The 26239-nt window shown below is 41.8% G+C and carries 26 protein-coding genes and 1 tRNA gene; 21 read left to right on the forward strand and 6 right to left on the reverse strand.

Annotation, left to right across the window (positions count from 1 at the left end):
- Window positions 1-39: 39 nt before the first annotated feature.
- Genes H729_RS02290 through H729_RS02305 form a run of 4 tightly spaced genes read left to right on the forward strand, consistent with a single transcriptional unit; the run spans window position 40 to window position 6081 of the window.
- Window positions 40-3063: a CoB--CoM heterodisulfide reductase iron-sulfur subunit A family protein gene (locus tag H729_RS02290; protein WP_020448388.1), complete on the forward strand. Its 3024-nt coding sequence runs from the start codon at window positions 40-42 to the stop codon at window positions 3061-3063.
- A 17-nt stretch (window positions 3064-3080) separates the two neighbouring features.
- A complete protein-coding gene (locus H729_RS02295) occupies window positions 3081-3542 on the forward strand; it encodes a hydrogenase iron-sulfur subunit (RefSeq protein ID WP_048134249.1) in 462 nt (153 codons plus the stop codon).
- A 17-nt stretch (window positions 3543-3559) separates the two neighbouring features.
- Window positions 3560-4570, forward strand: a complete 1011-nt coding sequence (locus H729_RS02300; RefSeq protein ID WP_020448390.1) for an NADH-quinone oxidoreductase subunit B family protein — start codon at window positions 3560-3562, stop codon at window positions 4568-4570.
- Window positions 4567-6081: a Ni/Fe hydrogenase subunit alpha gene (locus H729_RS02305; protein WP_020448391.1), complete on the forward strand. Its 1515-nt coding sequence runs from the start codon at window positions 4567-4569 to the stop codon at window positions 6079-6081. The genes H729_RS02300 and H729_RS02305 overlap by 4 nt, the downstream gene beginning before the upstream one ends.
- Before the next feature lie 125 nt (window positions 6082-6206).
- Here the strand turns inward: H729_RS02305 and H729_RS02310 are convergent, their stop codons facing one another.
- Window positions 6207-7001 carry a metallophosphoesterase gene (locus H729_RS02310; RefSeq protein WP_020448392.1) on the reverse strand — a complete coding sequence of 265 codons (795 nt, stop codon included), beginning with the start codon at window positions 6999-7001 and terminating at the stop codon, window positions 6207-6209.
- Between the two features lie 47 nt (window positions 7002-7048).
- The gene (locus H729_RS02315) at window positions 7049-8461 is read right to left on the reverse strand and encodes a bifunctional ADP-dependent NAD(P)H-hydrate dehydratase/NAD(P)H-hydrate epimerase (RefSeq protein ID WP_020448393.1); all 1413 of its coding nucleotides are present in this window, start codon (window positions 8459-8461) and stop codon (window positions 7049-7051) included.
- Between the two features lie 216 nt (window positions 8462-8677).
- Here H729_RS02315 and H729_RS02320 point away from each other — a divergent pair, with 216 nt between their 5' ends.
- The 4 genes from H729_RS02320 (at window position 8678) to H729_RS02335 (ending at window position 12014) form a co-directional block, all read left to right on the forward strand.
- The gene (locus tag H729_RS02320) at window positions 8678-8962 is read left to right on the forward strand and encodes a DUF211 domain-containing protein (protein WP_020448394.1); all 285 of its coding nucleotides are present in this window, start codon (window positions 8678-8680) and stop codon (window positions 8960-8962) included.
- Between the two features lie 30 nt (window positions 8963-8992).
- Complete coding sequence (locus H729_RS02325; protein WP_020448395.1) at window positions 8993-9583, forward strand: VIT1/CCC1 transporter family protein; 591 nt, start codon at window positions 8993-8995, stop codon at window positions 9581-9583.
- 185 nt (window positions 9584-9768) lie between these two features.
- Entirely contained in the window at window positions 9769-10410 is a 642-nt protein-coding gene (locus H729_RS02330; RefSeq protein WP_020448396.1) for a metallophosphoesterase family protein, read from the forward strand.
- A 92-nt stretch (window positions 10411-10502) separates the two neighbouring features.
- Window positions 10503-12014, forward strand: coding sequence for a tetratricopeptide repeat protein (locus tag H729_RS02335; RefSeq protein ID WP_020448397.1), 1512 nt, complete (start codon window positions 10503-10505; stop codon window positions 12012-12014).
- A 71-nt stretch (window positions 12015-12085) separates the two neighbouring features.
- Here H729_RS02335 and H729_RS02340 read toward each other — a convergent pair whose 3' ends face one another.
- Complete coding sequence (locus H729_RS02340) at window positions 12086-12811, reverse strand: DUF1638 domain-containing protein (RefSeq protein ID WP_020448398.1); 726 nt, start codon at window positions 12809-12811, stop codon at window positions 12086-12088.
- Window positions 12812-12943: 132 nt separating this feature from the next.
- Between H729_RS02340 and H729_RS02345 the strand changes: the two genes are divergently transcribed.
- From H729_RS02345 to H729_RS09630, 3 genes are all read left to right on the forward strand, one after another.
- Window positions 12944-13327, forward strand: coding sequence for a 30S ribosomal protein S8e (locus H729_RS02345; RefSeq protein ID WP_020448399.1), 384 nt, complete (start codon window positions 12944-12946; stop codon window positions 13325-13327).
- An 80-nt stretch (window positions 13328-13407) separates the two neighbouring features.
- On the forward strand, window positions 13408-13701 hold the full coding sequence (locus tag H729_RS02350) for a signal recognition particle subunit SRP19/SEC65 family protein (RefSeq protein WP_020448400.1): 294 nt from the start codon (window positions 13408-13410) through the stop codon (window positions 13699-13701).
- Window positions 13702-13975: 274 nt separating this feature from the next.
- Window positions 13976-14473, forward strand: a complete 498-nt coding sequence (locus H729_RS09630) for a GNAT family N-acetyltransferase (RefSeq protein WP_256365377.1) — start codon at window positions 13976-13978, stop codon at window positions 14471-14473.
- A gap of 119 nt (window positions 14474-14592) precedes the next feature.
- On the opposite strand, the gene H729_RS02360 is transcribed toward H729_RS09630, so the two are convergent.
- The 3 genes from H729_RS02360 to H729_RS02370 form a co-directional block, all read right to left on the reverse strand.
- Window positions 14593-14985: a pyridoxamine 5'-phosphate oxidase family protein gene (locus tag H729_RS02360; protein WP_020448402.1), complete on the reverse strand. Its 393-nt coding sequence runs from the start codon at window positions 14983-14985 to the stop codon at window positions 14593-14595.
- 123 nt (window positions 14986-15108) lie between these two features.
- Window positions 15109-15735: a translation initiation factor IF-2 subunit beta gene (locus H729_RS02365; RefSeq protein WP_048134255.1), complete on the reverse strand. Its 627-nt coding sequence runs from the start codon at window positions 15733-15735 to the stop codon at window positions 15109-15111.
- 116 nt (window positions 15736-15851) lie between these two features.
- Window positions 15852-16334 carry a GNAT family N-acetyltransferase gene (locus H729_RS02370; protein WP_020448404.1) on the reverse strand — a complete coding sequence of 161 codons (483 nt, stop codon included), beginning with the start codon at window positions 16332-16334 and terminating at the stop codon, window positions 15852-15854.
- Window positions 16335-16432: 98 nt separating this feature from the next.
- On the opposite strand from H729_RS02370, the gene H729_RS02375 reads away from it, so the two are divergent.
- The 10 genes from H729_RS02375 (at window position 16433) to H729_RS02420 (ending at window position 26220) form a co-directional block, all read left to right on the forward strand.
- Entirely contained in the window at window positions 16433-17260 is an 828-nt protein-coding gene (locus tag H729_RS02375; RefSeq protein WP_020448405.1) for a carbon-nitrogen hydrolase family protein, read from the forward strand.
- Between the two features lie 29 nt (window positions 17261-17289).
- A tRNA-Ser gene (locus H729_RS02380) sits at window positions 17290-17373 on the forward strand.
- Window positions 17374-17451: 78 nt separating this feature from the next.
- Window positions 17452-17946, forward strand: a complete 495-nt coding sequence (locus H729_RS02385; RefSeq protein ID WP_020448406.1) for an allosteric regulator of homoserine dehydrogenase — start codon at window positions 17452-17454, stop codon at window positions 17944-17946.
- On the forward strand, window positions 17943-18941 hold the full coding sequence (locus tag H729_RS02390; RefSeq protein WP_020448407.1) for a homoserine dehydrogenase: 999 nt from the start codon (window positions 17943-17945) through the stop codon (window positions 18939-18941). Before H729_RS02385 ends, H729_RS02390 begins: the two co-directional genes overlap by 4 nt.
- Window positions 18942-18954: 13 nt before the next feature.
- Complete coding sequence (gene cimA, locus H729_RS02395) at window positions 18955-20523, forward strand: citramalate synthase (protein ID WP_020448408.1); 1569 nt, start codon at window positions 18955-18957, stop codon at window positions 20521-20523.
- Window positions 20524-20563: 40 nt separating this feature from the next.
- Window positions 20564-22051, forward strand: coding sequence for an MFS transporter (locus tag H729_RS02400; protein WP_020448409.1), 1488 nt, complete (start codon window positions 20564-20566; stop codon window positions 22049-22051).
- A gap of 90 nt (window positions 22052-22141) precedes the next feature.
- Complete coding sequence (locus tag H729_RS02405) at window positions 22142-22960, forward strand: methanogenesis marker 8 protein (RefSeq protein WP_048133825.1); 819 nt, start codon at window positions 22142-22144, stop codon at window positions 22958-22960.
- Window positions 22961-23217: 257 nt separating this feature from the next.
- The gene (locus H729_RS02410) at window positions 23218-24354 is read left to right on the forward strand and encodes a uroporphyrinogen decarboxylase family protein (protein ID WP_020448411.1); all 1137 of its coding nucleotides are present in this window, start codon (window positions 23218-23220) and stop codon (window positions 24352-24354) included.
- Window positions 24355-24648: 294 nt separating this feature from the next.
- The gene (locus tag H729_RS02415) at window positions 24649-25764 is read left to right on the forward strand and encodes a uroporphyrinogen decarboxylase family protein (protein WP_020448412.1); all 1116 of its coding nucleotides are present in this window, start codon (window positions 24649-24651) and stop codon (window positions 25762-25764) included.
- Between the two features lie 9 nt (window positions 25765-25773).
- Window positions 25774-26220: a DUF7479 domain-containing protein gene (locus tag H729_RS02420; protein WP_020448413.1), complete on the forward strand. Its 447-nt coding sequence runs from the start codon at window positions 25774-25776 to the stop codon at window positions 26218-26220.
- Window positions 26221-26239: the final 19 nt, after the last annotated feature.

Consider the following 26239-nt stretch of genomic DNA (forward strand, 5'->3'; position numbering starts at 1 on the left):
GAATTATTTTACGAGCTAAATCCTAGAGGAGGAGCATAAATGGCAGACAAAATGGGTGCAGTTTTAGTCGTCGGAGGAGGTATTTCCGGCGTACAGACAGCATTGGATCTCGCAGAGTCGGGATTCAAGGTATACCTTGTAGAAAATAAGCCAAGCATAGGTGGAGTAATGAGCCAGTTGGACAAAACGTTCCCAACAAACGATTGTTCAATGTGTATCCTGTCACCAAAGCTTGTGGAAGCTTCTAGACATCCAATGATCACTTTGATGACCTTAACAGATGTCTTATCGGTTGAGGGCGAAGCACCTAACTTCAAAGTTAAAGTCGTTCACAACCCAAGGTATGTTGATTTCGACAAGTGCGTTGGTTGCGGAATTTGCGCTGAGAAATGTCCTGTAAAGGTTCCAAACGAATACGATGTAGGACTCATGATCCGCAAAGCAATCTACATTCCATTTGCTCAAGCTGTACCACTCAAATATTCAATTGACGCGACAAAGTGTCTAAAGCTTAACAAAGACCGCTGTGGTCTCTGTGAGAAGAATTGTCCCGCAGGAGCAATCAAATATGATGATAAACCAGTGGAAGAAGAGCTCGATGTAGGAGCTATTATCTTAGCACCTGGTTTCAATGTATTCGATGCTAAATTGAAGAAAGAATATGGATACGGAATTTATCAGAACGTTTTAACATCTTTAGAGTTTGAGAGATTCTTAAGTGCAACCGGTCCATACGGAGGACATGTTGTCAGACCATCTGACCAGCAGACTCCAAAGAAAGTAGCATGGATCCAGTGTGTAGGATCAAGAGATGAAAAGACAGGCAACACCTATTGTTCATCTGTCTGCTGTATGTATGCAATGAAACAAGCAATCATCGCCGGTGAACACACTGCAGGTCTGAAGCCAACAATATTCTTCATGGATATCCGTGCATTCGGTAAAGAATTTGAAGATTACAAAGTCCGTGCACAGAATGAATATGGAATTCAGATGCACCGTGCAGCCAGGGTTGCCAACATCATTGAAGATCCAGAAACAAAGAATCTCATTCTCCGCTACTCCGATCCTTCAACCAATGAAGTATCTGAAGAAGAGTTCGACATGGTAGTACTCTCTGTAGGACTTCAGCCCCCAGTAGGCGCTACATCATTAAGCAAAATTTTCAACATTGATCTCAACAGCTATGGATTCGCTGGAACATCAACATACAGCCCACTGAGCTCCAGCCGTGATGGTATCTTTGTAACTGGTGCTTTCGCAGCTCCAAAAGATATTCCTACATCTGTAGCAGAGGCGTCTGGTGCAGCAGCTAAAGCAGGTGCTTATATTGCTGACAAGAGAGGAGTCCTCGAAGAAAGCGCAGTACAGGAAATCGATGTCGAAGGACAAGAACCGAGAATCGGTGTACTCGTATGCGATTGCGGTATCAACATCGCTGGTACAATCGATGTTCCAGCTGTAGTTGAGTATGCAAAGAGCCTGAAGAATGTTGAATATGCAGAAGAAGGAAAATACGCCTGCTCTGCTGACTGTCAGGAAAGGATTAAAGATTTAATTAAAGAACACAACCTCAACAGGTTTGTAGTTGCTTCATGCACGCCCCGTACCCACGAGCCTCTCTTCCAGAGCACAATCAAAGAAGCTGGACTTAACCCGTACCTCTTTGAAATGGCAAACATTAGAGACCAGTGCTCTTGGATTCACATGAACGAGCCTGAAAAAGCTACCAAGAAAGCAAAAGACCTCGTTCGTATGGCTGTTGCTAAATCAAGGCTTCTCGAACCTCTCTATGAGAGCAAGCTTCCAGTTACCCACTCTGCTGTAGTAGTCGGAGGAGGTATTTCCGGTATGACAGCTGCTCTGGACATCGCAGCCCAGGGATTCAAAGTTGACATCATCGAAAGGACTGGTGCGCTCGGAGGAAATGCAGCTAAAATCCACCACGAAGAAGACGGCAAGAAAATCAGCACTTTTGCAAAAGAGCTTGCTGATAAAGTCAGCGCTGACAAGAACATCACTGTTCACTTAAACACTGAAGTTCAGGATGTCGGCGGTTTCGTTGGTAACTTCAAGATCCAGACAAGCCAGGGTGAAATTGAGACTGGTAGCGTTGTAGTAGCTGTAGGTGCTGAGGAATATAAACCAACAGAATACCTATACGGACAGAACAGCAACGTTGTAACTCAGTTAGAACTGGAAGAAAAGATGGAAAGTGGAAACATTCCAGCAAAGAGAATTGCAATGATTCAGTGTGTTGGATCCCGTAACACCGATGCTCCATACTGCAGCAGAGTCTGTTGCGCCAATGCAATCAAGAATGCAATCAGCCTCAAGAAAGCCGATCCTTCAAAAGACATCTACGTCTTCCACAAGGATATCAGAACATACGGATTCCGCGAGGACCTTTACAAAGAAGCAAGCAGTCTTGGAGTTAAATTCATCCGTGTACCTGAGGACAAACCACCAATGGTTTCACAAGATGGATCTGCATTAACTCTCACTGCTTTCGACACAATTCTTGGTGATGACATCACAATCCGCCCAGACATGGTTGTCTTAAGCACAGGTATCCGCCCGCACGCTGACAATGAAGAACTGGCAAAGATGCTCAAAGTACCTCTCAGCAAAGACAAATACTTCTTAGAGGCACACATGAAGCTCCGTCCAGTGGACTTTGCTACAAACGGTGTTTACCTTGCTGGTCTTGCCCACTGGCCTAAATTCTCAGATGAGTCAATGGCTCAGGCATCCGGTGCAGCTGCTCGTGCTATCACCATCATTTCCAAACCAGAACTCAAGAGTGAGGGTGTAATCGCAGCTGTCAACGACGATGCATGCGATGGATGTGCAATCTGCGAACCAGTTTGTGAATACAAAGCAATCACCATTGTCGTTGATCCAAAAGATGCAGAGAAAAAGAAAGCTGTCGTCAACGAGGGTCTGTGCAAAGGATGCGGTTGCTGTGTAGCAGCTTGCCCATCTGGTGCCATGGAACAGCGTGGATTCAAAAACCAGCAGATTATCGCTGCAATCGATGCTGCACTTGAGGAGTGTGACTGAACATGACTACATCAGAAATGGCAACAACTTCCAGCGAAACATTCGAACCAAAGATCATTGCATTCTGTTGCAACTGGTGCTCTTACGCCGGAGCAGATCTGGCAGGGGTATCCAGGCTTCAGATGCCTACAAACTTCTTAGTCATCAGAGCCATGTGCTCTGCTAGGGTCGATCCCGAACACGTTCTCCGTGCCTTCTCAAAAGGCGCTGACGGAGTACTTGTTTTAGGTTGCCACCCTGCTGATTGTCACTACATCGGGGGAAACTATAGAACTAGGAGAAGAATTGCACTACTCAAGATGCTGCTTGAGCAGTATGGTTTAGATCCTGAGCGTCTCCACTTAGAGTGGGTTTCTGCCTCAGAAGGAACAAGATTCCAGGCGACAATCAAAGAATTCACAGAGAAAATGAGACAGCTAGGACCCAGTCCGCTTAGGGGTGCAGACAAAGATCCAAACCGCGAAGCTGCAGGGTACTAAACAGGAGGGTAAAAATTATGGCAAAAGTAAAGATAGCACAGTATTGGGGAGCCGGATGCGGAGGCTGTGACGTCGCCCTTCTGGATATCGACGAAAAGATTCTAGGCGTTGCTGAGATGGCAGACATTGCATTCTGGCCTATCGCTGTAGATACAAAGCTCAAAGATGTAGAGGCTATGCCCGACAAGAGCATCACCGTTACACTCTATAACGGAGCTATCAGAAATAGCGAAAACGAGCATGTTGCAAAGCTTCTCAGGCAGAAGTCTTTGATTATGGTCTCTTTCGGATCCTGCGCATGCTTCGGTGGAATACCCGGTCTCGCAAACGTAACCAACAAGAAAGATCTGACCGACTATGTGTATGGAAAGACATTCTCCAGTGTCAACCCAGACAACGTCAGGCCTCAGCCACACTATCAAGCTCCAGAAGGAGAACTGGAATTACCAGTGCTGTATGACACAGTTCTCACTCTTGACGATGTAGTGGATGTAGATTACTACATGCCAGGATGCCCACCAACTACAGAATTAATCAATTTATTCTTAGATGTGGTTGAAAAGCATGTAAAAGAAGGAGCAGAACTCCCTCCAAAGGGAACAGTCATTGCTTCTCAGAAAACATTATGTGACGAATGCAAGAGGAAGAAAGACGTCACAACAATCGATGGTGTTCACTTACCACACGAGATCGATATCGATCCTGAAAAGTGCATGCTAGAACAGGGAGTAATTTGTCTCGGACCTGCAACAAGGGCAGGCTGCGGAGCAAAGTGCATAGATGCCAATCAGCCATGCCGTGGTTGCATGGGTCCAACAGCATCCGTTATGGATCAGGGAGGATCAATGCTAAGCGCTCTGGCTTCAATCTTCAGAACTGCTGACAACGAAACACAGCTGTCAGAAGATGAAATCCTAAAGCTGATGACACAAATCAAAGATCCTCTCGGAACATTCTATGCATTCACAATGCCTGTTTCAATCATTAAGAGGAAAGTCCAAGAAAAAAATGCGGGGGTTAAGCAATGAGCGGTCCCAAAGTCTTCGAAGAAACTCACAAATCTGAGTCCAAGAGAATCACAATCGATCCAATTACAAGATTAGAAGGTCACGGAAAAATCGAGATCTTCTTGAATGATGAAGGAAACGTTGCCCAGGCATACTGGCAGGTTCCTGAACTTCGTGGATTCGAGAAATTCTGCATTGGCAGATCTGTAGATGAACTGAACAAAATCACACCTCGTCTGTGCGGTGTATGTCCCGGTGCTCACCACCTCGCTGCAACAAAAGCTCTCGATGGCGTATACAAAACCGAGCCTACTGAGACTGGAAGAAAACTAAGAGAACTGTTCTATGCTGCACACTATATACACAGCCACATAGCTCACTTCTATGCACTGTCTGCAGCAGACTTTGTCCTAGGACCAGCTGCTCCAGTGGAGCAGAGAAACATTCTCGGTGTAGTTGATGCAGTTGGTGTAGAAATCGGTGGAGAAGTTATCAAACACCGTTCATACGCTCAGAAAGTTCAGGAGATCTTAGGAGGAAAAGCAACTCACCCCGTGTGTGGCGTTCCTGGTGGTATGAGCAAGCCATTATCTGAGGATGACAGAGTTAAGATTGAAGGATGGGCAAAATCCACCGTGGACTTTGCTAAATTCACACTCAACCTCTTCAACGACCTCGTCCTTAAGAACCAGCAGTATCTGGATATTATTGCAAGCAAGGATATCTACTATAATGAGACCTATTACATGGGCCTTGTGGACAAGAACAATAAGATTAACTTCTACGATGGTACACTACGTGTAGTCGATCAGAAAGGAAATGAGAAATTCAAATTCCATCCAAACGACTACTTAGATTACATCGGAGAGCACGTTGAACCATGGTCTTATGAGAAATTCTGCTTCATGAAGAAAATAGGCTGGAATGGTTTCACAGACGGACCAGAGAGCGGTATCTACAGGTGCGCACCTCTTGCTAGGATGAATGCATCTACTGGTTTCACAACCCCGCTTGCTCAGCAGGCTTATGAGAACATGTTTGGAACATTTAGAGATCTTGGTGTTGAAGGACCAATCCACAACACAATGGCATACCACTGGGCTAGAGTAATCGAGCTTATGCATGCTTCAGAATTACTCCTTGATCTTTCACAGGATCCAAGCATCACCAACAAAGACATCAAAGCTCCAGCAGGAGAACCAGGCGAAGGTATCGGCTGTATCGAAGCACCTCGTGGTGTACTCATTCATCACTATGTTGCTGATGAAGATGGAATTACAACTGATGTAAACCTTGTAGTAGGTACAACCAACAACAACGCTCCAATCAACCTGTCAGTCAGAAAAGCTGCAAAAGCTTTAATCAAGAACTGGGAAGTTTCTCCAGGTCTGCTTAACATGGTTGAGATGGCTTACCGTGCCTACGATCCATGCAACTCCTGCGCTACACACAGCCTACCAGGTAAAATGCCTATCAAAGCTGTTGTCAGGAACCCTGATGGATCTGTGTATCAGGAAATTAAGAACTTCTAAAGTTCTTGAAACCAATAACACAAACCCCTTCCCTTTACCTTTTTTTAACTGATTTTAAGTTCTTAGTATTTAATATGAAACAATTTAACATTCGATATATTTCTTAGATGTAATTAATCATCTATTCAATATTTATGGCTCTCAGGTTTTGGCTGTGTACGAATTCTCTTAGGTTGCTGAATCTTTAATGATTCTATAGTTCCCAGATATATTCCATCAGGAAGATACACTTCAGCATTATCGATGTCTGCTATTCCTTCTGAAAACAAGGGTCCTAAAAGTTTGCCCTTGTCTATGTTTACAGGACTTCCCCCCAATGAGCGGTTAAAAGCTGGCATCATAATTACTTCATCAGGAATTTCTACGTATCTTTGATATGCACCGTCTTTCATTCTGAATTTAACCCAGCAGGGTTCCTTGCTTACATTTCCCAACGAATCAATCAGTGCTACTGAAGGATGGTTGTGAGCGATAACCAGGGTCTTGCTGGACATTACTTCTGCAGACGGCCAGGTATGGCCATGTGCAAATCCCACATCCTCCAATGTAAATCCAGTCGAAGGATGTACATTCACTCCATCTGGTAAAAATTCTTCAATATTTGTATCATGATTTCCTCTGACGAGATCGACTGTTCCATAATGGTGCATCATTTTCTTGAAAAAAGGCGGAAGTTCACGGTACTCTTGTTTTGTGGATCCTGGAACTTTATTCTTAACGTCGCCTACGATTATGAGTCTGTCTTTACCTTCGCTCAGATGGGCTAACTCTCGTTCCATCCTGTTTGTCTGGGACGGTACATGGACTCCTCTAGCATTATATTCCGATTCAAGACCAATATGTAGATCTCCTACACACACTGCATTGAGCTCTTTGATCTCTAATACGAGATGATCTATGATCGGAACAACCGAAGTCATTAATTTCACACAGGAGGTAATAAGAAAAAAAGATTGGGGTTAGAGCATCAAATTCTTCGAAGATATCTGCGAAGAACCTCTGGTATTTTGTCTATGACATCTGTAGCTGTAAACCCATATTCGAGAGATTCAAATGCTAGATCTCCCGCGGCTCCATTGGTAAATGCTGCAATTCTGGCAGCATTAAATGGAGATATTTCTTTGGAAAGCATAGCAACAGCCTCTCCAGCAAGAACATCTCCAGTTCCACCAACGCTCATTCTGGAATTTCCCGTATGGTTAATTTTTGTCCATTTTCCATTGGTGATTATATCTTCTTTTCCTTTTACTATCAATACACAATCAAGTTCTTTTGCTGCAGCGATTGCCGCTTCTTGAGAAACAGATTCACCAGTAAGAACTTTAAATTCTCTAGCATGCGGAGTGAGAATGCATTCCTTGCCATTCAGCACTGAAAGATCTGAAGAGATGGCTGTAATCGCATCGGCATCAATCACCATGGGCTTATTGCATTTTGTAATGATCATCCGTACAGCTTCTTGAGTCCTTTCATCTTTACCTAGTCCTGGGCCAATAAGTACAGCATCAACGCTTTCTATGATCTCAACAATCTTTTCCACGTCCTCTGGACATAATACATCTTGAGACAATCTATGGACTATCAGATCTGGAGAGTATGATGCTATTGGGATATACGATGCATTAGGTGTGGCAATGTGCACTAAGTCAGCTCCTATCCGCAATGCACCCATTCCCGCTAATGCTGGAGCGCCTGTATACGGCCCTCCTCCTACAATCAATACTTTGCCGTTTTCTCCCTTATGTGAATCTGGGCGGTTTTTTGGATAGTATATAAATTCACCTGGACCAACAGCTTGGTATGCATCCCGGGGAACTCCAATGTCCATAACAATTATCTCTCCAGAGTTCTCAGGCGTCATTCCTTCTTTAACATCAGTAAATGTAACTGTGTACTGAGGTTTGATAGCTAAGTCTGTATGAAGTCCAGAAGGAACGTCTATCGAAACAATCGTTGTGTCCGCAGCGTTTATTCTTTTGATTAATGTTCTATATGGCTCCCTGACTTCTGTGAGATTTCCAGTACCTAGTAGTGCATCAATAACAATATCAAAATTAGAAAAGTTTGCACCTACGGATGAAAATGCCACATGCTTTATTCTTTCATAGGCACGTTTTGCATTTTCAGTTCTGATTTCTGCAGGAGGACTTGCCAGCAGTACTGTGACGTCACAGTATCTCAAAAGATTCCTTGCAGCTACAAATCCATCTCCGGCATTATTTCCGACACCGCATACTATCGCAACTTTCTTTTCAGCTCCGAATTCCTTAACAATGGCTTCTGCAACGGCTTCACCAGCATTTTCCATCAATGAATCAATGGATACACCTAGGTGTTCTGAATTTATATCAAGGACTTTTACTTCTCTGAACGGGAGCATAAGGGAGTATGGTCTTCGAATGATTAATCTTTCGTTAATGTAATCTCCACACAATTTTTCTCTTTTTCATGTTAAACAAGCACTTTAAACTTCACAATAATGCATGCTGGCCATTTCGAAGAATAATATTTTAGTTGAACATGTATATTATAAGCTGAAAAGAAATATTCTTAAATATAGGCTGATTAATCAATCATGTGGATAAGTGATCCGTAATTGAGCGACTTAAAAAGGTTAGTACTTGATGTACTCAAGCCGCATAATCCGTCTATCATAGACGTGGCCCAGCAATTAAGCGTACTTGATGGTATTTCCGGTGTAAATATTTCCATAAAGGAAGTTGATCAGGAAACTGAGACTGTGAAAATAACAATCAAGGGTAACTCTATCGACTATGATCTGGTCGAAGAAACAATACGAGAAGTAGGTGCCGTAATCCACTCAGTGGATAACGTTTCAGCCGGTAAAGAGCTAGTCGATGAGCTAGAGACTCAGGACTAAACACCATACTTATAGTGTAGGTGTCTTTGTTTGTCTGACGAAGGATTTTTGCAGAACATGAAAACTGCTCTGCATGAACCAGAAACTGGTCCAACCCTGAGAAGGCTTTTTGTAAATACCATATTTGACAGTACTTTTGTCATTTTGGGTATTTTGATCGCCTCTGCATTTTCCAGCCAACCAAACTACCACATTGTGGTGGCAACCATTGTGACAAGTAGCGTTGCTCTTGGGATTTCAACCGGAGTGAGTGTCTATGAAGCTGAAAACATGGAGCAGTCCATTAAAATGAAAGAAATGGAACGCGCCATGCTGACTTCATTAGACAATACAAAAATCCATAGAATCTCAAAATCAACGACTTACTTGCTGGCGGCTGTAAACTTTTCAGCACCAATCATGTCTGGTCTGGCGACTTTGTCTCCTTTCCTGATTTTAGGCTCTGAGAGCATAAAAACCGCTGCATACATAAGCTTGGCAATCGCCATCGTTATACTGTTTGCTGTCGGAGCAATGATGGGAAGGTCTGGACAGCGCAATCCTTGGGTACAAGGTGCCAGAATGGCTATTGCGGGTATTGGAGCGTTCATCATCTGTTACTGGATTGAATCGCTTATGTAAACTCAATAAACAGGGGGATCAAAACCCCTCACATATTTTTATAAAATTTCCTGTTAAATTTAGATATTTATCTGTTATCATTGAATAAAATTTTAGCATAGCGTACATATGCAACGCATAACCACAGAGTATTTTATTATTGGATGCCATTGACTAGAGGCAGTAGCTATTTTGAGAGTGGTTGCATGAAATTTCTTGTATTGACTGACATACATAGTAACGAAGACGTATCCGCATGGGCAAATAAAATAATCGAAGATAAAGGAGCAGATTTTGTAATAATCCTTGGAGACATTACTCAATTTGGGCCCAAAAGCTGGGCAGAGAATTTCCTTGCTGCATTTAAAGTTCCAGTCTACGCTGTAGCTGGGAACTGTGACCCTCCTGAGGAGATTATGGATGCCATCAGCAAGAAGGCACTTCTCCTGCATAAAAGGAAAATATTCATTGAAGAAGTTCCCTTCATAGGTCTCGGCGGCTCAAATCCGACAATCTTCGACACTCCTTTCGAAATGAGTGAAAAGGAAATAGAATCTTCATTAGATCCGCTGATGGAAATGAATGCGGTTCTTGTTCTCCACGCTCCACCAATGGGCATAAACGATACAATACCAAGTGGTGCTCACGTGGGAAGTTCCGCTGTCAAAATGATTGTAGATAAGTACCATCCCAGGCTTGTTTTGTCTGGACATATCCATGAAGCTAGAGGGATCGTAGAAGAAAATAAAACAATTTTTATAAATCCTGGTCCTGCAATGAATGGATTCTCCGCTATAGTTACAATTAACGGAGACAAAATCGAAACTGAGATGCTAGAACTAAAGTGATGTCTGTATCGTAATCGGCATATATTCGTATGCCGTCACTCGTAGCACACTGTTCAATCAAGGAGCAAAAATACCGAGATTGGAGATGCAAAATGTCAGAAACTAACAATATTGAGCCTGCTGAGGACAACCAGGTGGTTGAGAACCCAGTAAAGGAAGATGTGAATGATGAAAAATGCAGTGAAGTACATACCGAACCAGAACCGGAGATAAGCTCTGAAGATTCGAAGGAATCATCGGTTCAGGTGGAAATTACTGAACCTGAAAATTCTAGTGAACCGTTGCAAGATGATTCTGAACAAAAATCTGTGCAGGCGGCAATCGATGAACTTATTGCACAGGCTGAATCTGGGGATGCATCTGCACAGCTTAAGATGGGGCGCAAATACTGGAAAGGAACAGAAATTGAAAAAGACGTAGAGAAAGCCATTAAGTTTTACACACTCGCTGCAGACCAAGACATCAGTGATGCTCAATATGAATTGGGTATGATTTACCTCAAAGGCACTGATGTGGAACAGGATTATGAAAAGGCTAGGGATATGTTCCAAAAATCTGCAGATCACAACCACATCATGGCTCAGTACAATCTTGGAATAATCTATCAGAAAGGCAGAGGCGTGGATCAGAACAATGAGGAAGCTGTGAAATGGTACACGCTAGCATCTAAGCGCGGGCATTCTTTGGCAATGAACAATCTTGGACAGCTATATATGCTGGGAAGGGGAACAGAACCGAATCCGACACAAGCCGTCAGGCTTTATCGTAAAGCTGCAGACAAGGGATGTCCAGGAGCCTATTGTAATCTTGGGTGGGCATATCTTACTGGAACCGGTACCGATGAAGATTATGACAAGGCTGTAGAGTGCTTTACAAAGGGTGCAGAAAAGGGAAACATAGAATGCAAGAATGCATTAATCATCCTTGGAAATGACGAATCTGCTAAGAAAGAAACGGTTGACTGGTACATCAATGCCTCACGAAAATGGGGTGTAGAAGCACAATACCGTTTAGCCTGGATGTATATGAACGGTAAAGGAGTTTATCGCAACCCAAGGGAGGGAATAAAACTTTACCGGAGGGCAGCAGAAAGAGGTCACGCCTGTTCCCAATATGCTCTTGCAATGATTGCTTTGGAAGATGTCGGTGTTGCTCAGAAAGATTCTAGAGTGCTTGAATGGATGATGATGGCTGCATCACAGGGTCTTCCCGAAGCTCAATATCGTCTTGGGTGGATGTACCAAAATAGAAAAGGTGTCAACAGGGATCTGAAGAAAGCTGCAGAATGGTATATGAAAGCTGCAGAAAAAGAATATCCTAAGGCTGAAAATGCGATTGCCCGGGCATATATGAGTGGCTGGGGGGTTCAGCAGAGTGATGAGGAAGCCATTAGGTGGTATAGAAAATCTGCAGACCGTGGAGATGCTGAAGCTCAATATCGCATAGGTACAATGTACTTGAAAGGGCGCAGCGTTGAACGTGACCTGAAGAAAGCTGCAGAATGGTATATGAAAGCCGCTGAACAGGGCCATGAAAAAGCGATTGAAGCCATAGCTGGTGCAGAAGAGCTTTTAAAAGAGGCTGAGAAAACTCAGGAAGAGTAAACATTTTGTGAATGGCTTTGAGTATGATTCCTCCGAAGATTCTCAAAGCCCAGCTTTTAATTTAACCGTATTCAATTTTCTAACGAATCATCTGTAAAAAGTTTTTTCAATTTTGTAATTGCCATTTCTATATTTTTAGTATTGCCAGTTCTGCACTCATGTGTAAAGTTCAGCTCCTGAGCAAATTTTTCTGACAGGTTTACATAATAGTCATTGTTGCCTATGCCCGTATCAATGTATAAGCATCTGGAGTACGCATCAAAGATAATATCTAAAAACATCTCTGGTGGAAACCCCTCATCCATCATGGCATCTAGGTGCATTTCTTTAATTAATCCATTTTTACCGTTTTCAGCCCATCCGGGAGTGCTGAACCAAGTGCCAGGGCAGATCTTTTTCTCTTTTTCATATTCTTCTGGACCAAGGACAACTTCAATGCAGTCTGCTCCATCCAGCATTACGGCAGGAATATCTAATTCGTCTGTGAAGTTTTCTAAAGATTGACAGACTGCAAATCCTAACAATATGCCGTCTACATTGTCCTTTACTTTATCAACAGCCTCTAAGATCTTTTCTTTCATTACTTCTGGAAAAACGTGTATGCTGTATTCCAAATATTCTTTCTGAACAAAGTCTGGATCGTCAGAGACTAGGGACTCAATTTCATGTTTTAATATGTCACATGCAACTATGCCTAGCTTCATAGAATGTACATTGCAGAGGTTGATATTATATCCACCCTTTGACATCATCGATTGGAGCTTGATTGCATCTGATATGTCTGATATTAAGTACATGCCCAAAACACACCACTCTTGTGTTGAAATTATTGCAGATCTGATCTGGCATCAGTTAGAGTTCAAGACTTTGCTTCTAGTGTTTCCCATAAAGTTTTAATACAGGGGATATTTTAGCACCAGAGGATTAGTATGGCACTTTGGCAGGGAAAATCAAATCGTAAGCCAACAGGCGGTCGTCTTGTAAGGAACAGAAAGAAACGCAGATTTGAAGTCGGTAGGGAACCTCTATTGACAAATCTGGGTGAAGAAAGCTTGAAGAAATATCGTACGCTTGGTGGCAATTCTAAAGTGAAAATGCTTAGCGCAGCATTTGCCAATGTCGTAGACCCTGCAACTAAAAAAGTAGTCAGGACAAAAATTGTAACTGTAAAAACAAACTCAGCCGATCCTAACTATGTTCAGCGTAACATTCTAAACCGTGGTGCAATTATCCAGACTGAAGTAGGACTTGCAAAAGTCACATCTAGACCTGGACAAGATGGAACAATCAACGCCGTACTGATCTCAGAGTAAACAAGATGGATCCCACACTGGGACCCATTCTGAGATCTACAAAAGGCATCTTTTTATACATCTAACGCAGTGATGAGCTCATGGCTTTTGATGCAGACAAAGCGTGGGTTCTTTGGCCAGAATATTTTGATAGCTCTAGGTCTAGGTCTCAAGGCCGCAGAGTTCCAAAAGAATTAAGCATTCAGAATCCACAGATGGAAAACATCATTAAAGCAGTTGATACGCTTCAACTAGGCCACAAAATGGAAGAAGGAAAGAGTTATCCAGCGGCATGGTGGAACAAGCAGGGCCTTCTTCTCGTAGAAAACAACATGCCCAAAAATGAACTTTTGATAAAAGTGGCTCAAAAGCTGAAGAAGATTCAGAAAAACTGACTCAGCATTCATGCGCATTATGCGCTGATGAGCAATGTTTATGCTTATTGTATCACAGATTAGACTATGCTTTTGGCAGAGTCTAGTTAGAACTGCATGATAACACTGCATCAGTGCCGAAAAGGAGAGTTATAACACGAACTTCGAAAATACAGAGTTAAGACCGCTTAGCAGAAAGGACTACAAAGACATTGAAGAGTTAATCAGTAAAACTTGGAAGTATGACAGCCTAAGCAGCAATCCAAAAGACGCAAAACATCTTAGCCGTCTTTATCTGAGAAGCTGCCTCAAAAGATCTACATTCTCTTGTGTAGCTGTTAGTGAGGGCAAGGCAGTTGGAATCATACTTGTAAGCAGTGAAAAATCTGCACCGAGATTTACGATTACTCGCAGCTTATCGCAGATCTATGCAGCGATGTTACTATTATCAACCAAAACTGGCAGAACAATTGGAAAAGTATTCGGAGGCTTTGAAAAAGTGGATTCTGAGCTTTTAGAAAATAGCAAACAATCGTTCGATGGTGAGATCTGTTTATTTGCAGTAAGTGAAGAATGCAGAGGGGCTGGCGTTGGGAAACGCCTTTATTCTGCAGCTGTCGATTACTTAAAATCTGAAGATGCAAGATCTTACTATCTATTTACAGACACGACCTGCACATACCAGTTTTATGAAAAACGGGGCATGAAGAGAATTGGTGAAAAAAAGGTTGGACTGCGTCCTTATTCAAATCATGATCTGAATATGTTCATATATTCATACAAACTTGAATGATGTGGTAAAACAGAATGCCTTTGCATGAGACAAGATGCACATTGCGTCTTCAAGGTGTTTCTGTAATATTAAAAGCATAAATCCAGATGCTGTTAAAATGCAGCATCTGAAAATCCATTTTATAATTTTATTGTTCTAGGCTTCTCTGTAAATGAGGAGAAAGTTGCTGTTGCGTCTTTTAGGTAAAGAACTTCTGTGTTGTCATCTTCTGCAGAATACATTGATTTTAGTTGTGGATAGTTATTCAGCAAGTGCTCTTTTGGTTCTTTCCTATCGTCTCTTACAGCAACGGCGTTTATTCTAAGCCATGTTGATCCGTCAAATGCGCAGATTTCTATTTTTGGATTGACAGCAATCTGCTTAGATACAGATTTTGATTTTCCAGTCTGTATATACAATCTGTTCTCAAATATGTCAATAGTTCCGAACGGTCGGACCCTCGGCTGATCTCCTTCCATGGTTGCTAAATAATATGTCTGGCATTTCTTCAGAAAATCATATATTTCTTGCATGCAAAACCTCAGATCTGTATAATGCTAACCTATCGATAAAGAAATCTCTGAGATCATGTCTTCAAACATGATTGTAAATTCATGTGAAGAAGCACTATCAAATGCCTCTCCACATTAGTTAAATTACTGGGGTGACACAGGGTCCTGAGTTGGTACTGCAAAAGCTACATTTCCAGATATCTTTTGGATTTTTACTTTAAGCTTTGCACCCTTTGCTGTGCCGGGAACATAAACGACATATTTATCCAACTTTGCAATGCCATCTCCCTTTCTTCCAACATCTTCAACCATGATTTCATAGACGCTGCCTTCTCTAATGGCAAAGTCATCTCTTGAAGATCTTCTAACGTTTACGGGGCGGTGTGCACCACATGCATCGCATTCCAATACGAGTGTTCTTCCATCTTTGATGATTCTCGTATCAGGTCTTCCACATTCAGAGCATAATACGAAAGTATCTATGTAACCTTGTATACGGTCGTTGATTTGTGCACTTGTGATTTTAGCCTTGAGAACAAGCCTCTGCCCTTCTATATTGCCTGGGGTACCCAGTTCTCTAAGTAAGTAGTGGAGAAGATGCTCTGGATCTCGTCTCAAAGCGTCTACGATAGCACTGAAGTTTCTGATAACTGTGATCTTTCCTTCCTGCAGTATGTCTGGCTCCGGAACTTTAAATCTCTCGTGGTTTTTTATTGTCTCAGGAAGGCTTGTTTTGGCTCTGTCGAGCAATGCCAGGTAATCGTCATCCATTATAATCACAACTTTTAATCCTTTCAAGTGATTTGAAGCTTGCCATCCTTTATATTTCTTGTTATAGTTTTCATGACTGCATTTAGGAAATCTGTACTTTATTTGAATGATAATTTTCATTCATTAAAATTTAATTTGTAATAATCATGCTTATTTTTCTCCATAATCGTATACCTGAACACGGCATCGTCCGCCACCGGTGCATTTATGGTCTCTTTTTCTGAATACCCATGATCTAGATAGAACTGGTAGCCTGTTATAGAAGAGTGCAGAAATACGCTTTCATGCTCATCCAGTATTAGTTTTTCTAGATACTCCATAATCTCAGTTCCGTATCCATAGCCTTGAAAGTCTGGATGAATAAAGACCCTTGAGATGTAATTGCCATGGTGTGATCCAGTGCCCACACATTTTCCATCCACTTCAATTATGTAAGTGTCTCCATTGGAGATGTCATTACATATGTTATCCATGCTGTGATAATCTCGAAAATAATCGATGACTTCTGGCGCATAACAACTGGAGTATGCCCTTTCCATCGTTTTGCAGACAATGTCATGAACAATGCCAGTATCCTGTTCTTTTGCTTGTCTGATCATAAGCTACTCCACACGCTCTAAAATGATGATATACTTTTGTCTTTGAAATATCAAAGTCTAATTACTACAATTGAATTCTGCTAGATGTTGGAATTGAAATGAAGTCCTGTGATGATAAATGCATCAGAGTTGCATTGTGCCAGATTCGATGTTCATTGGGCAATAAGAAAGAAAATATTGCTAAGATGAAGAGTATTTTAGAAGAATACTCTGCCGATCTGTATGTGTTCCCAGAGATGTTTCTTACAGGTTATATGATCAGAGATGAAGTATTCACTCTCTCTGAGTCAATTAGGGACAATAGCTTTCAGGCAGTGAGCGACCTTTCAAAACAATATGGTGTAGATATTGTATTTGGTGCTGCTGTGAATGATGATGTGCCTGGCATTATTAGAAACAGCGCGGTCGCAGTACACTCTGATGGATTGCTTGAAAAATATGATAAAATCCATCTGGCTAATTTTGGACCGTTTGATGAATGCCTATATTTCACCCCGGGCGAAAATCTAAAAATTATAGATGTCCAGGGATTTAAGATTGGATTGATAATCTGTTACGACATCTTTTTTCCTGAATTGATAAAGTCATATGCACTTGCTGGTGTGGATGGAGTAATCTGCATCTCTGCGTCTCCAGTTACATCAATGACCGCGTTTGAGACAGTGATGCCGGCCAGGGCTGTTGAAAATGCAATATATATGATCTATGTCAATCAAGCAGGGCCTCAATTGAACCAGGTATTCTTTGGAGGAAGCGGGGCAGTAGATCCATCTGGTATGCAGATGGTGAAGAACGTATACTTTAACTCAGATGTAACGGTAGTTTCACTCAGTAAACTGCATTTAGCAAGGGCTAAAAAACTGAGACCTACTATCAGAGACTCTTTAGCATTTAAGCGAAATATTGATGTACTTGGTCAAGAATGAAGCCCAAGAATCTGGGCGATCTGTATTATGCCGAGGTGGCCCAGCCCGGTAAGGCGCAAGCCTGGAAAGCTTGTGTCCGCAAGGACTCGTGAGTTCAAATCTCACCCTCGGCGCTTTTCTGTTTTTCATAGGATGATAATTAATATCAAGTAGCATTTTGATGTTGAAGGCACAAGTAGGTAGGAATAGAAATGAAAGTAAACGTTGATCTTAGATTGAAAGATGTTCCTGGGCAGTTGGTCAGTGCTCTAGATCCAATCTCCTCCTGTGGAGGGAACATACGCGGAGTTGTTCATCATCACGATGTAAGGGATGGTGGCAGGATAGCGGTCAACGTTACGTTTGAAGCATCATCAGATCCTGTATTTCATAAGATTCTTAATGAATGGGAGAAAAGGGATGTAGAGGTTGCAAAGATAAATTCATTCATTGAAACATATCCTATTCATTATCTTTTGGTAGGCGACATTTCATCAGCAGAAATGGAAAATATAACGCGGGGATTAGAATCTGTCGAAAATGTCGTATCAATCGATGTTCGTTATACGGGTGCTGCAACATCCTCATCACATACGGCATTGATTACCGGTACAGTTTCCTCGCAGGATACTCTTAAAACTCTGGATGATTTCTTCTATGAAAGGGCGCAGAAGAAGAACTATCTTCTAGTGAGGGGGCTTGAATGATGAAGGTCCTCATTGCTGGCTTCGGCACGGTGGGTCAGGGAATCGCGGAAGTAATCGGTAGCAGACAGAACTTATTTAGCTCTATGAATGAAAAAATCAGCATAGTCGGAGCTTTCGATTCATCTTCCTTAATCTCTGGAAAGAATCTCAATCCTACTCAATTGGTGGAAAAGAAAAAAACTACTGGGAAGGTAGGGACTAAGGAGATTCCAGACGATGTTGCCAGATATATTGAAGAAGCCGACTTTGACGTTCTTCTGGATACTACCCCGACCAACATTGAGCATGCTGAGCCAGGTCTTACATACATATTATCAGCCTTACATTCTGGAAAGCATGTAGTTACATCTAACAAAGGCCCTCTGGCACTTAAGTTCAGCACACTCTCTGCCGCTGCAGACAAGAATGGTGTGAAGCTGAAATATGAAGCATCGGTCGGCGGAGCAATGCCAATCATAAATCTCTCAAAACAACTTCTGGCTGGAGAAGATATAACCTCCTTAAGAGGGATTCTAAATGGCACCTGTAACTTCATTCTGAATCGTATGAAAGAAGAAGGCCTGCCATTTTACCAAGCACTGAGGGAAGCTCAGGACCTAGGATATGCTGAAACTGATCCAACATATGACATCGACGGGGTCGACTCTGCAGCAAAAGTAGCAATATTGGCAAATGCAATTTTTGGCATGGATGTTAATTATTATGACGTTGTACGCAGCGGCATCAGAAATATTACTGAGGATGCCATAGCTTTAGCTGCCGAAGAGAACAGCGTAATAAGACTCATTGGTGAAATCGGGGGAGGAAAGCTAGAGGTGGCTCCAAGATTGGTTCCTGTAGCCCATCCTCTTTCTATCGGCGGCACTCAGAATATGGCGAGCTTAATTACTGATCTTGCCGGAGAAATAACAATTTCCGGCAGAGGTGCTGGAAAAAAAGAAACAGCAAGCGCGATGCTCAGTGATTTAATCTCAATAATCAGAGACAAAGAGTAATGATGGTGTTTTGATGGAAAAAATCCAAATTTATGACACTACCTTAAGGGACGGAGCTCAGGCTGAGGGAATATCATTCTCAACAGAAGATAAATTAGATATAGCTTCAAAGCTCGATCTCTTTGGTATTGATTATATTGAAGGGGGATGGCCTTCATCAAATCCCAAAGATTCTTCATTTTTTGACTCTGCAAAAAACTCCAGATTCACTCATGCAAAACTGACAGCATTTGGTAGTACGAGGCGTGTAGGGCTGGCATGCAGCAATGACCCTAGCATAAAATCTATCGCTGAATCGGGTGTTAAATGTGCATCCATATTTGGAAAATCATGGGATTTTCATGTTACAGATGCATTAAGGATATCTCTAGATGAAAATCTGGAGATCGTTGCTGATAGCATATCTTTCCTCAAAAACCGCGGCATGGAGGTTTTATTCTGTGCAGAGCATTTCTTTGATGGCTATCTGCACTCACCAGACTATGCTCTTTCTGTCCTGGAAGCTGCAGAATCTGCTGGAGCAGACTGGCTTATACTTTGTGATACAAATGGAGGCACGCTTCCATCGGCAGTCGAAGATATTACTGCCATTGTCGTAGAACAATTCAGAACAACAGTGGGAATACACGCCCACAATGATGCTGACCTTGCCGTGGCAAACACTCTTGCAGCTGTATCTGCCGGAGCTTCAATGGTGCAGGGTACAATCAACGGCATAGGTGAGAGGTGCGGCAATGCAAATCTATGTTCGATAATTCCAAATCTAGAATTGAAAATGGGGTTAAAAACGAACATCCCTGATCTTTCTCAGCTCACTGCAATCTCTAAGTTTGTTAGTGAAACTGCAAACATGACCGTAGGGAGAAAACTTCCTTATGTAGGCACTAGTGCTTTTGCTCACAAAGGTGGCATTCATGTCAGTGCTGTTCTGAAAGACAGCAGAACTTACGAACACATCGATCCTTCGATCGTTGGGAATGAAAGAAGGATTCTTATTTCAGAACTGTCAGGGAATTCGTCATTGAAAGCAAAACTTGGAGAGCTAGGGATAGATTTGGATGATGAAGACGGAAAGAGAATCCTCCAAAGAATAAAGGATATGGAATCTCAGGGATACCAGTTTGAGGGAGCTGAAGCTTCGTTCGAACTCCTTATCAGACGCATGAAAGATGGACTGCGCCCGCCATTCAGAGTAGAGGGATTCAGAATCTTCGTTGATGTTACAGAGGCAAACGTTTCTTCAGAAGCCAGTATCAAAGTGTTTGATGTATCTGGAATGATGGAGCATACTGCAGCTAACGGAAACGGTCCTGTCAATGCTTTAGACCGAGCTGTCAGAAAAGCTTTGGAAAGATTCTATCCCAATCTGAAAGATGTTAAACTGGTGGATTATAAAGTAAGAGTAATTGACGGTAAAGAGGCAACCGGTGCTAAAGTCAGAGTATTGATGCGCAACACAGACGGTTTTGATTCATGGACTACAATCGGAGTATCTACAAACGTGATTGAAGCATCTCTTTCTGCACTCCTCGATAGTCTGGAGTATAAACTCTTAAAATCTAAAGAAGCAACCGCAAACTGAAAGATATTAATTATAGCAGATGTTTTCCGGTCTGATATTCTTGACTGAAACTGCAGTTAACTCAGATCAGAGTGTTATTCCTAAATCTTCAAAATATGTAATGTCTTCGACTGAGAAATTGATACTTATTTCCATCTCAATTGGAACATTAATGACTGCTCTGGACGCAACCATTGTAAACATTGCGATTCCGACGATTTCAGAAGAATTTGGAGCCAGTGCAAGTGCTTCCTCATGGATACTTTTGGCATACACGATTATGCTGGCTTGTTTTATGCTCCTATGGGGAAAGTTGGGTGCGTTAACCAGTTATAAAAAGATATTTTTGATTGGAATTGTAATATTCACAGCAAGTTCTCTTGTTTTGGGATTGGTAGGATTTATACAAAGTCTTGGAATGATAACAATCATTTTGATGCGGGCCGTCCAGGGTCTTGGTGCAGGTATGATCATGGCAATGAATCTGGCTATGGTTACTGCATACATCTCTCCTGCTGTAAGAGGGTCTGCGATGGGTATAACCACATTGATGGCTTCCATAGGAACTGCATTAGGTCCTGCTTTAGGCGGTGTTCTAACTTCTGTCCATTGGTCTTTGATATTTTTCATAAATGTGCCAATAGGACTAGCTTGTTTATTCATCTCGCTTAAATCAATGTCATCCATAGCAACAGAAAAGATTGCGGTTGATAAGAAATCAGTAGATCTGCTGGGAGCAATTCTGCTGTTTTTTGCACTATTCTCATTCATCTATATGCTGAATATAGGAAAAGGAAACTGGACATCTCCAACAGTCATAGGATTAGGAATATGTACAGTCGTCTTTTTGATATTCATATACTTACAGGAAAAAAGATCAAAAGATCCAATTGTAAATCTTAGGCTAATCAGCGACAAAAATATTGTTCTAACCTGTATTGCAAATCTTCTAATGTTTGGAGCTATGGCTGGTTGCTATTTCTTCCTTCCATATTATCTAGAAGGTTTACTCGGACAGACTACTATGTCAGCAGGTCTTATTTTGGTAGCCAATTCCATTGGAGTTATGGTCGCTGGTATCCTAGTAGGAAAGTTAATGGATAAATCAGGTGGATGCAGAAAGTATGCTTTGATAGGCTGTATAATTACTGCACTCGGCTTTTTATCAATGCTGTCGTACGATCTTTCTACTAGCATTTTGCAGGTAGTAGCTACATTACTCTTGATGGGCTTTGGTATGGGTTTCTCACTAGTTCCAATTGGAAATAGCATATTTACCCATACAATTCCTGGAGAAGAAGGCGCAGCATCTTCCTTTATCAACACCTTCCGTCAGATGGGAAGCAGCGTGGGCTTAGCAATAATGCAAGCTGTCTTTGTTGCGGTATGGACCATTGATGCAATTCTTACCAAACCACAGTTCATAGACAGACTCGTCAACAGTTTTCACATGGTGTTCATAATCTGTGCATTGTTTGCATTGATTGCATGTGTGTTGATGTTACTGAGTAGGGATGGCCCAAACACCTCCGCTAAACAAACAAGCTGATGGACAACGTCCATCAGTATTATTTTTTATTCTATGTCCTTCACTTAACCAAAGGCAATCTTTAAGGTCGCAGCAATACTTTGCAAATGCATGAGCCGGCATGTGATGGAAGCTTTGGGTAAATCAAAGATTATTATTGAAGATGGGAAGGTAGCCGATGTATCAGAGCCTGTTGTAAAATACTGCCCATTGTTTAAAAAACATAGAAATATCGAAGAGCTTAACTGCCAGTCTATTAAGGAAAATATTGAATTCAGAGTCAAGGATTTTGGGATGTGCACAGAAAACAGAGAAACAAAACTTGACTATTTTCTTAATTTTGGAATTTCTGAAGTTATGAGCCTTGCAGTTAAACAAGGATCACTCGATTCCGTTGTAATGGCTTCCGATGGCTGCGGGACTGCAGTCTTGAACGATGCTCAAATAATCCAAGGGATGGGTGGAAGGATATCAGCAATTATCGAAACGGAACCCATTGAATCGGTAATTGCTGATATAGGCGCTGAAAATATTTTAGATCCGAAAACTGCAGAAATTGACCAGATCAAAGGTGTTATAAAAGCATATGAAATGGGCTATTCAAACGTGGGTGTAACAACACCATTTGCACAACAGGCAAAGTTCTTCAGGGAAAAATACGGTGACAAGATAGTGATATTTGGGGTGCACACAACAGGAATATCTGAAGATGAAGCAAACATGTTTTTTGATTATGCAGATGTAATTACTGCATGCGCTTCAAAGTATGTGCGTGAGGTTGCAAAGACCAAAGCCGTCATTCAAGCCGGAACAAAAGTTCCGATCTATGGGGCCACTGAACGGGGGAAGGAGCTTATGCTCGCTAAACTTAATGAACTAGGTAAAACTCCAGACACCATTCTTGAAGATGGGCCTTATCCATTGATTTAATTTCAAGTAATCAGGTGTGTTAAATAAGGAGTCAATTCAATTGAATACAGGCGCAATGCTCGGTTCAAGACTGGCACTTAATTGATGCTGCGTTTACACACTCGATTCACTTGAAGAATTAATGAATTGAAATGAGTCGCATCTGGATATCTGATTAGATTTAATGAGTATTCAGAGTCGTTGATTCTGGTAGTGATTATACAGTGGTATGCAAATTAATTTCATTTAGAACTATATGTGCTGTTTTTATACGATAGATGTGTTCTTACAGCGATCATATGGGTTATGAAGAGTTATTTCCTCCTTGTGATATGGAATGGCATGCACGTTCAAAGAAAAGATTTGCAAATGCTTTTGTCGATAGCAAATTCGACAGAGTTGATGTAGATTTACATATGCTCTCACACGCTGCTGTAGCATGCGGATATACAATCAGGGATTTTTACGAGAAACCAGAACTTGGAATCCATTGCGTTGCTCACATCTATCAGTTATATGATTTGCTGCCTGTGACACACTGGTTCTATGCGTCACCGTGGCTGGCTGATTTAGGATGTACTATGAAGTATATGGACAGCATTCCACCCATACCAGAAAAACCAATAATCTCTGAGCCCAGTGATGTAGACAACCTTCAAGTACCGAGCATTGAAGAAGTGTATGATGGTTGGACATATAGTCAGTATAAGCGGATATATTCCTATGTGCAGGAGCATATTCCACATACCTTTTTACCAATGTCCTATGCATTTGATATTACTGGGGAAGCTGCTGCATTATGCGGTGTAGAAAACTTCATCATGTGGACCTTTGTAGAACAAGAAGCAGCTCACAAGTTACTCGCTAAGTTCACTGAAACTGCAGTGAATGGAGCACTATGTACCGCTAAAGATCATGGCTACTCTATGTTGATCGTAGCCTCTATTCTCGCAAATAATGATATATTCTCAGACGAAGCCATAAAGGATTTTTCTGTTAAGTATATGAAAGATTACGTAAACAATTCATTCCGTGGTGGTGCCGGTCCTCAGGTTTTCTATCACTGCTGTGGAAATCATGAAACAAGCTATAAACAATTTCACAGTCTTGTCTGGTCTCCACTTACTGAGATACACATGGGATACAAAGGGCAAGAAGCATTCCCCTCCGATCTCTTGGTAAAAGAGTTTGGGACCAAAGCAACCTGTATGGGATCTGTTGATACTAAGCTGCTGATCAGTCCCAATCCGAGAGCTGTGTATGAAGCGTCTGCTCAGCAGATAGTCGCTGGGAGGGACTCACCACGTGGATATGTTCTCGGTGCTTCCTGCGAATGTCCACCGTATGCTTTACCTGGTAACATCCTTGCAATGACCCGCGCAGCCCAAGACTATGGTACCTATGGGAAATGGTGAATGCTTTCAATACTCCAAACTTTTTCTATCTCTTTTTATGATTAGATAGATTAATTTTGGTAGAGCTCTATTTACGTTATCACAAATTGTAAAATACTTCTATTTTCTAGTGCTATCTAATATTTAAGTATAAACTCAAATAAAGCAATATTTTTTCATTATACTCTTCTATATTACAAATTATTTGCGTTTACTCCCTATAATCTATACGTATTGCAACAATTTTGCATTTTTAGCGTATTTTTTGTCACAAGTCTTATATATTTACGCGCTTCTATCAGTATTGGGGATTATATGGGATACGAAGAGTTATTTCCACCGTATGATATGGAATGGCATGCCCATTCTACAAGACGTTTTGCAAATCCCTTTGTCGATAACAAGTTCGACAGAGTTGATGTAGATCCGATTATGCTCTCACACGCTGCTGTAGCATGCGGATATACAATCAGGGATTTCTACGAGAAACCAGAACTTGGAATCCATTGTCTTGCGCACATTTATCAGTTATATGATTTGCTGCCTGTGACACACTGGTTCTACGCTTCTCCATGGTTAGCTGACCTGGGTTGTAACATGATTTACAAAGAGACTCTCCCTCCAATTCCAGAATCTGAGATTCTCCATGAACCAGGCGATGTAGACAACCTTCATGTGCCTAGCCAAGAAGAGCTGTATGATGGATGGACATATTCTCAATACAAGAGACTTTATGCATATGTGCAGAAAAACATCCCACAGACATTCGTTCCAATTGCATATGGATTCGATCCAGTCGGGGAAGCTGCTGCATTATGCGGTGTAGAAAACTTCATCATGTGGACCTTTGTAGAACAAGAAGCAGCTCACAAGTTACTCGCTAAGTTCACTGAAACTGCAGTGAATGGAGCACTATGTACCGCTAAAGACTACGGATCCGCTATGTTAGTAATAGCTTCTGTGTTAGCCAACAATGATATTTTCTCTGACGAGGCTATTAGGGAATATTCTGTCAAATACATGAGAGAGTATGTTGACAAATCATTCCGTGGTGGCGCAGGTCCTCAGATTTTCTATCACTGCTGTGGAAATCATGAAACAAGCTATAAAGAATTCCAGAATCTGATCTGGTCTCCATTTACTGTATTCCACATTGGATACAAAGGAGCCGATCCATTCCCGTCTGAATTATTGGTACAGGAATATGGAAACAAAGCTACCTGCATGGGATCTGTCGATACTAAATTACTGATTAACCCCAACCCGAAGGTTGTCTATGAAGCATCTGCTCAACAGGTTGTTGCTGGAAGAGATGCTCCACGCGGTTATATTCTAGGTTCATCTTGCGAATGTCCACCGTATGCTTTACCCGGTAACATCCTTGCAATGACCCGCGCAGCCCAAGACTATGGTACCTATGGGAAATGGTGAGGTGAGAAAATGGATGCAAAATTCTCTGACAGCGTAAAAGAACTCATTGGATCAAGAGGTCTAAAACTTGATGATGTTATTGATGTCATCAACACTGCTGAATCAAGCAAAAGAAAGATTAACGATGGTTCCAAGAACCTTGCCAAGAAACGTATTGGGGAAGCTACAATCTACGCCGTATATGACAATGATGGTAACGTAGAGACAGCTTATTCTCATCGCATGGTACTTGGAGATCTTCAGAAGACTACCGATGAGCCAGACCCAACAAACTGGGTATGCGTTTCCTGTAATGAAAAGGCTGTTGTTGGAACAGTCTTAATGACATACATGGGCATTACTAGATCTGGACCAGCAGTCGTATGTGAAAAATGCGGCGATGCTTGGGTAGAAGAGTATCTGGCTATCAACACTATTGCAGCAGCAGAAGGTCTCTTCGAAAAGAAGAAAGCATAAACCACTTACGGGCCCACAA

Source organism: Candidatus Methanomassiliicoccus intestinalis Issoire-Mx1, assembly GCF_000404225.1.
Taxonomy (GTDB): domain Archaea; phylum Thermoplasmatota; class Thermoplasmata; order Methanomassiliicoccales; family Methanomassiliicoccaceae; genus Methanomassiliicoccus_A; species Methanomassiliicoccus_A intestinalis.

Bases quoted from the DNA above. Each gene is read 5' to 3' on its own strand.
- H729_RS02290 (WP_020448388.1), top strand. From the start codon at position 40: ATGGCAGACAAAATGGGTGCAGTTTTAGTCGTCGGAGGAGGTATTTCC.
- H729_RS02295 (WP_048134249.1), top strand. From the start codon at position 3,081: ATGGCAACAACTTCCAGCGAAACATTCGAACCAAAGATCATTGCATTC.
- H729_RS02300 (WP_020448390.1), top strand. From the start codon at position 3,560: ATGGCAAAAGTAAAGATAGCACAGTATTGGGGAGCCGGATGCGGAGGC.
- H729_RS02305 (WP_020448391.1), top strand. From the start codon at position 4,567: ATGAGCGGTCCCAAAGTCTTCGAAGAAACTCACAAATCTGAGTCCAAG.
- H729_RS02310 (WP_020448392.1), bottom strand. From the start codon at position 7,001: ATGACTTCGGTTGTTCCGATCATAGATCATCTCGTATTAGAGATCAAA.
- H729_RS02315 (WP_020448393.1), bottom strand. From the start codon at position 8,461: ATGCTCCCGTTCAGAGAAGTAAAAGTCCTTGATATAAATTCAGAACAC.
- H729_RS02330 (WP_020448396.1), top strand. From the start codon at position 9,769: ATGAAATTTCTTGTATTGACTGACATACATAGTAACGAAGACGTATCC.
- H729_RS02335 (WP_020448397.1), top strand. From the start codon at position 10,503: ATGTCAGAAACTAACAATATTGAGCCTGCTGAGGACAACCAGGTGGTT.
- H729_RS02340 (WP_020448398.1), bottom strand. From the start codon at position 12,811: ATGTACTTAATATCAGACATATCAGATGCAATCAAGCTCCAATCGATG.
- H729_RS02345 (WP_020448399.1), top strand. From the start codon at position 12,944: ATGGCACTTTGGCAGGGAAAATCAAATCGTAAGCCAACAGGCGGTCGT.
- H729_RS02350 (WP_020448400.1), top strand. From the start codon at position 13,408: ATGGCTTTTGATGCAGACAAAGCGTGGGTTCTTTGGCCAGAATATTTT.
- H729_RS02360 (WP_020448402.1), bottom strand. From the start codon at position 14,985: ATGCAAGAAATATATGATTTTCTGAAGAAATGCCAGACATATTATTTA.
- H729_RS02365 (WP_048134255.1), bottom strand. From the start codon at position 15,735: ATGGATGACGATTACCTGGCATTGCTCGACAGAGCCAAAACAAGCCTT.
- H729_RS02370 (WP_020448404.1), bottom strand. From the start codon at position 16,334: ATGATCAGACAAGCAAAAGAACAGGATACTGGCATTGTTCATGACATT.
- H729_RS02375 (WP_020448405.1), top strand. From the start codon at position 16,433: ATGAAGTCCTGTGATGATAAATGCATCAGAGTTGCATTGTGCCAGATT.
- H729_RS02385 (WP_020448406.1), top strand. From the start codon at position 17,452: ATGAAAGTAAACGTTGATCTTAGATTGAAAGATGTTCCTGGGCAGTTG.
- H729_RS02390 (WP_020448407.1), top strand. From the start codon at position 17,943: ATGATGAAGGTCCTCATTGCTGGCTTCGGCACGGTGGGTCAGGGAATC.
- cimA (WP_020448408.1), top strand. From the start codon at position 18,955: ATGGAAAAAATCCAAATTTATGACACTACCTTAAGGGACGGAGCTCAG.
- H729_RS02405 (WP_048133825.1), top strand. From the start codon at position 22,142: ATGAGCCGGCATGTGATGGAAGCTTTGGGTAAATCAAAGATTATTATT.
- H729_RS02410 (WP_020448411.1), top strand. From the start codon at position 23,218: ATGTGTTCTTACAGCGATCATATGGGTTATGAAGAGTTATTTCCTCCT.
- H729_RS02415 (WP_020448412.1), top strand. From the start codon at position 24,649: ATGGGATACGAAGAGTTATTTCCACCGTATGATATGGAATGGCATGCC.
- H729_RS02420 (WP_020448413.1), top strand. From the start codon at position 25,774: ATGGATGCAAAATTCTCTGACAGCGTAAAAGAACTCATTGGATCAAGA.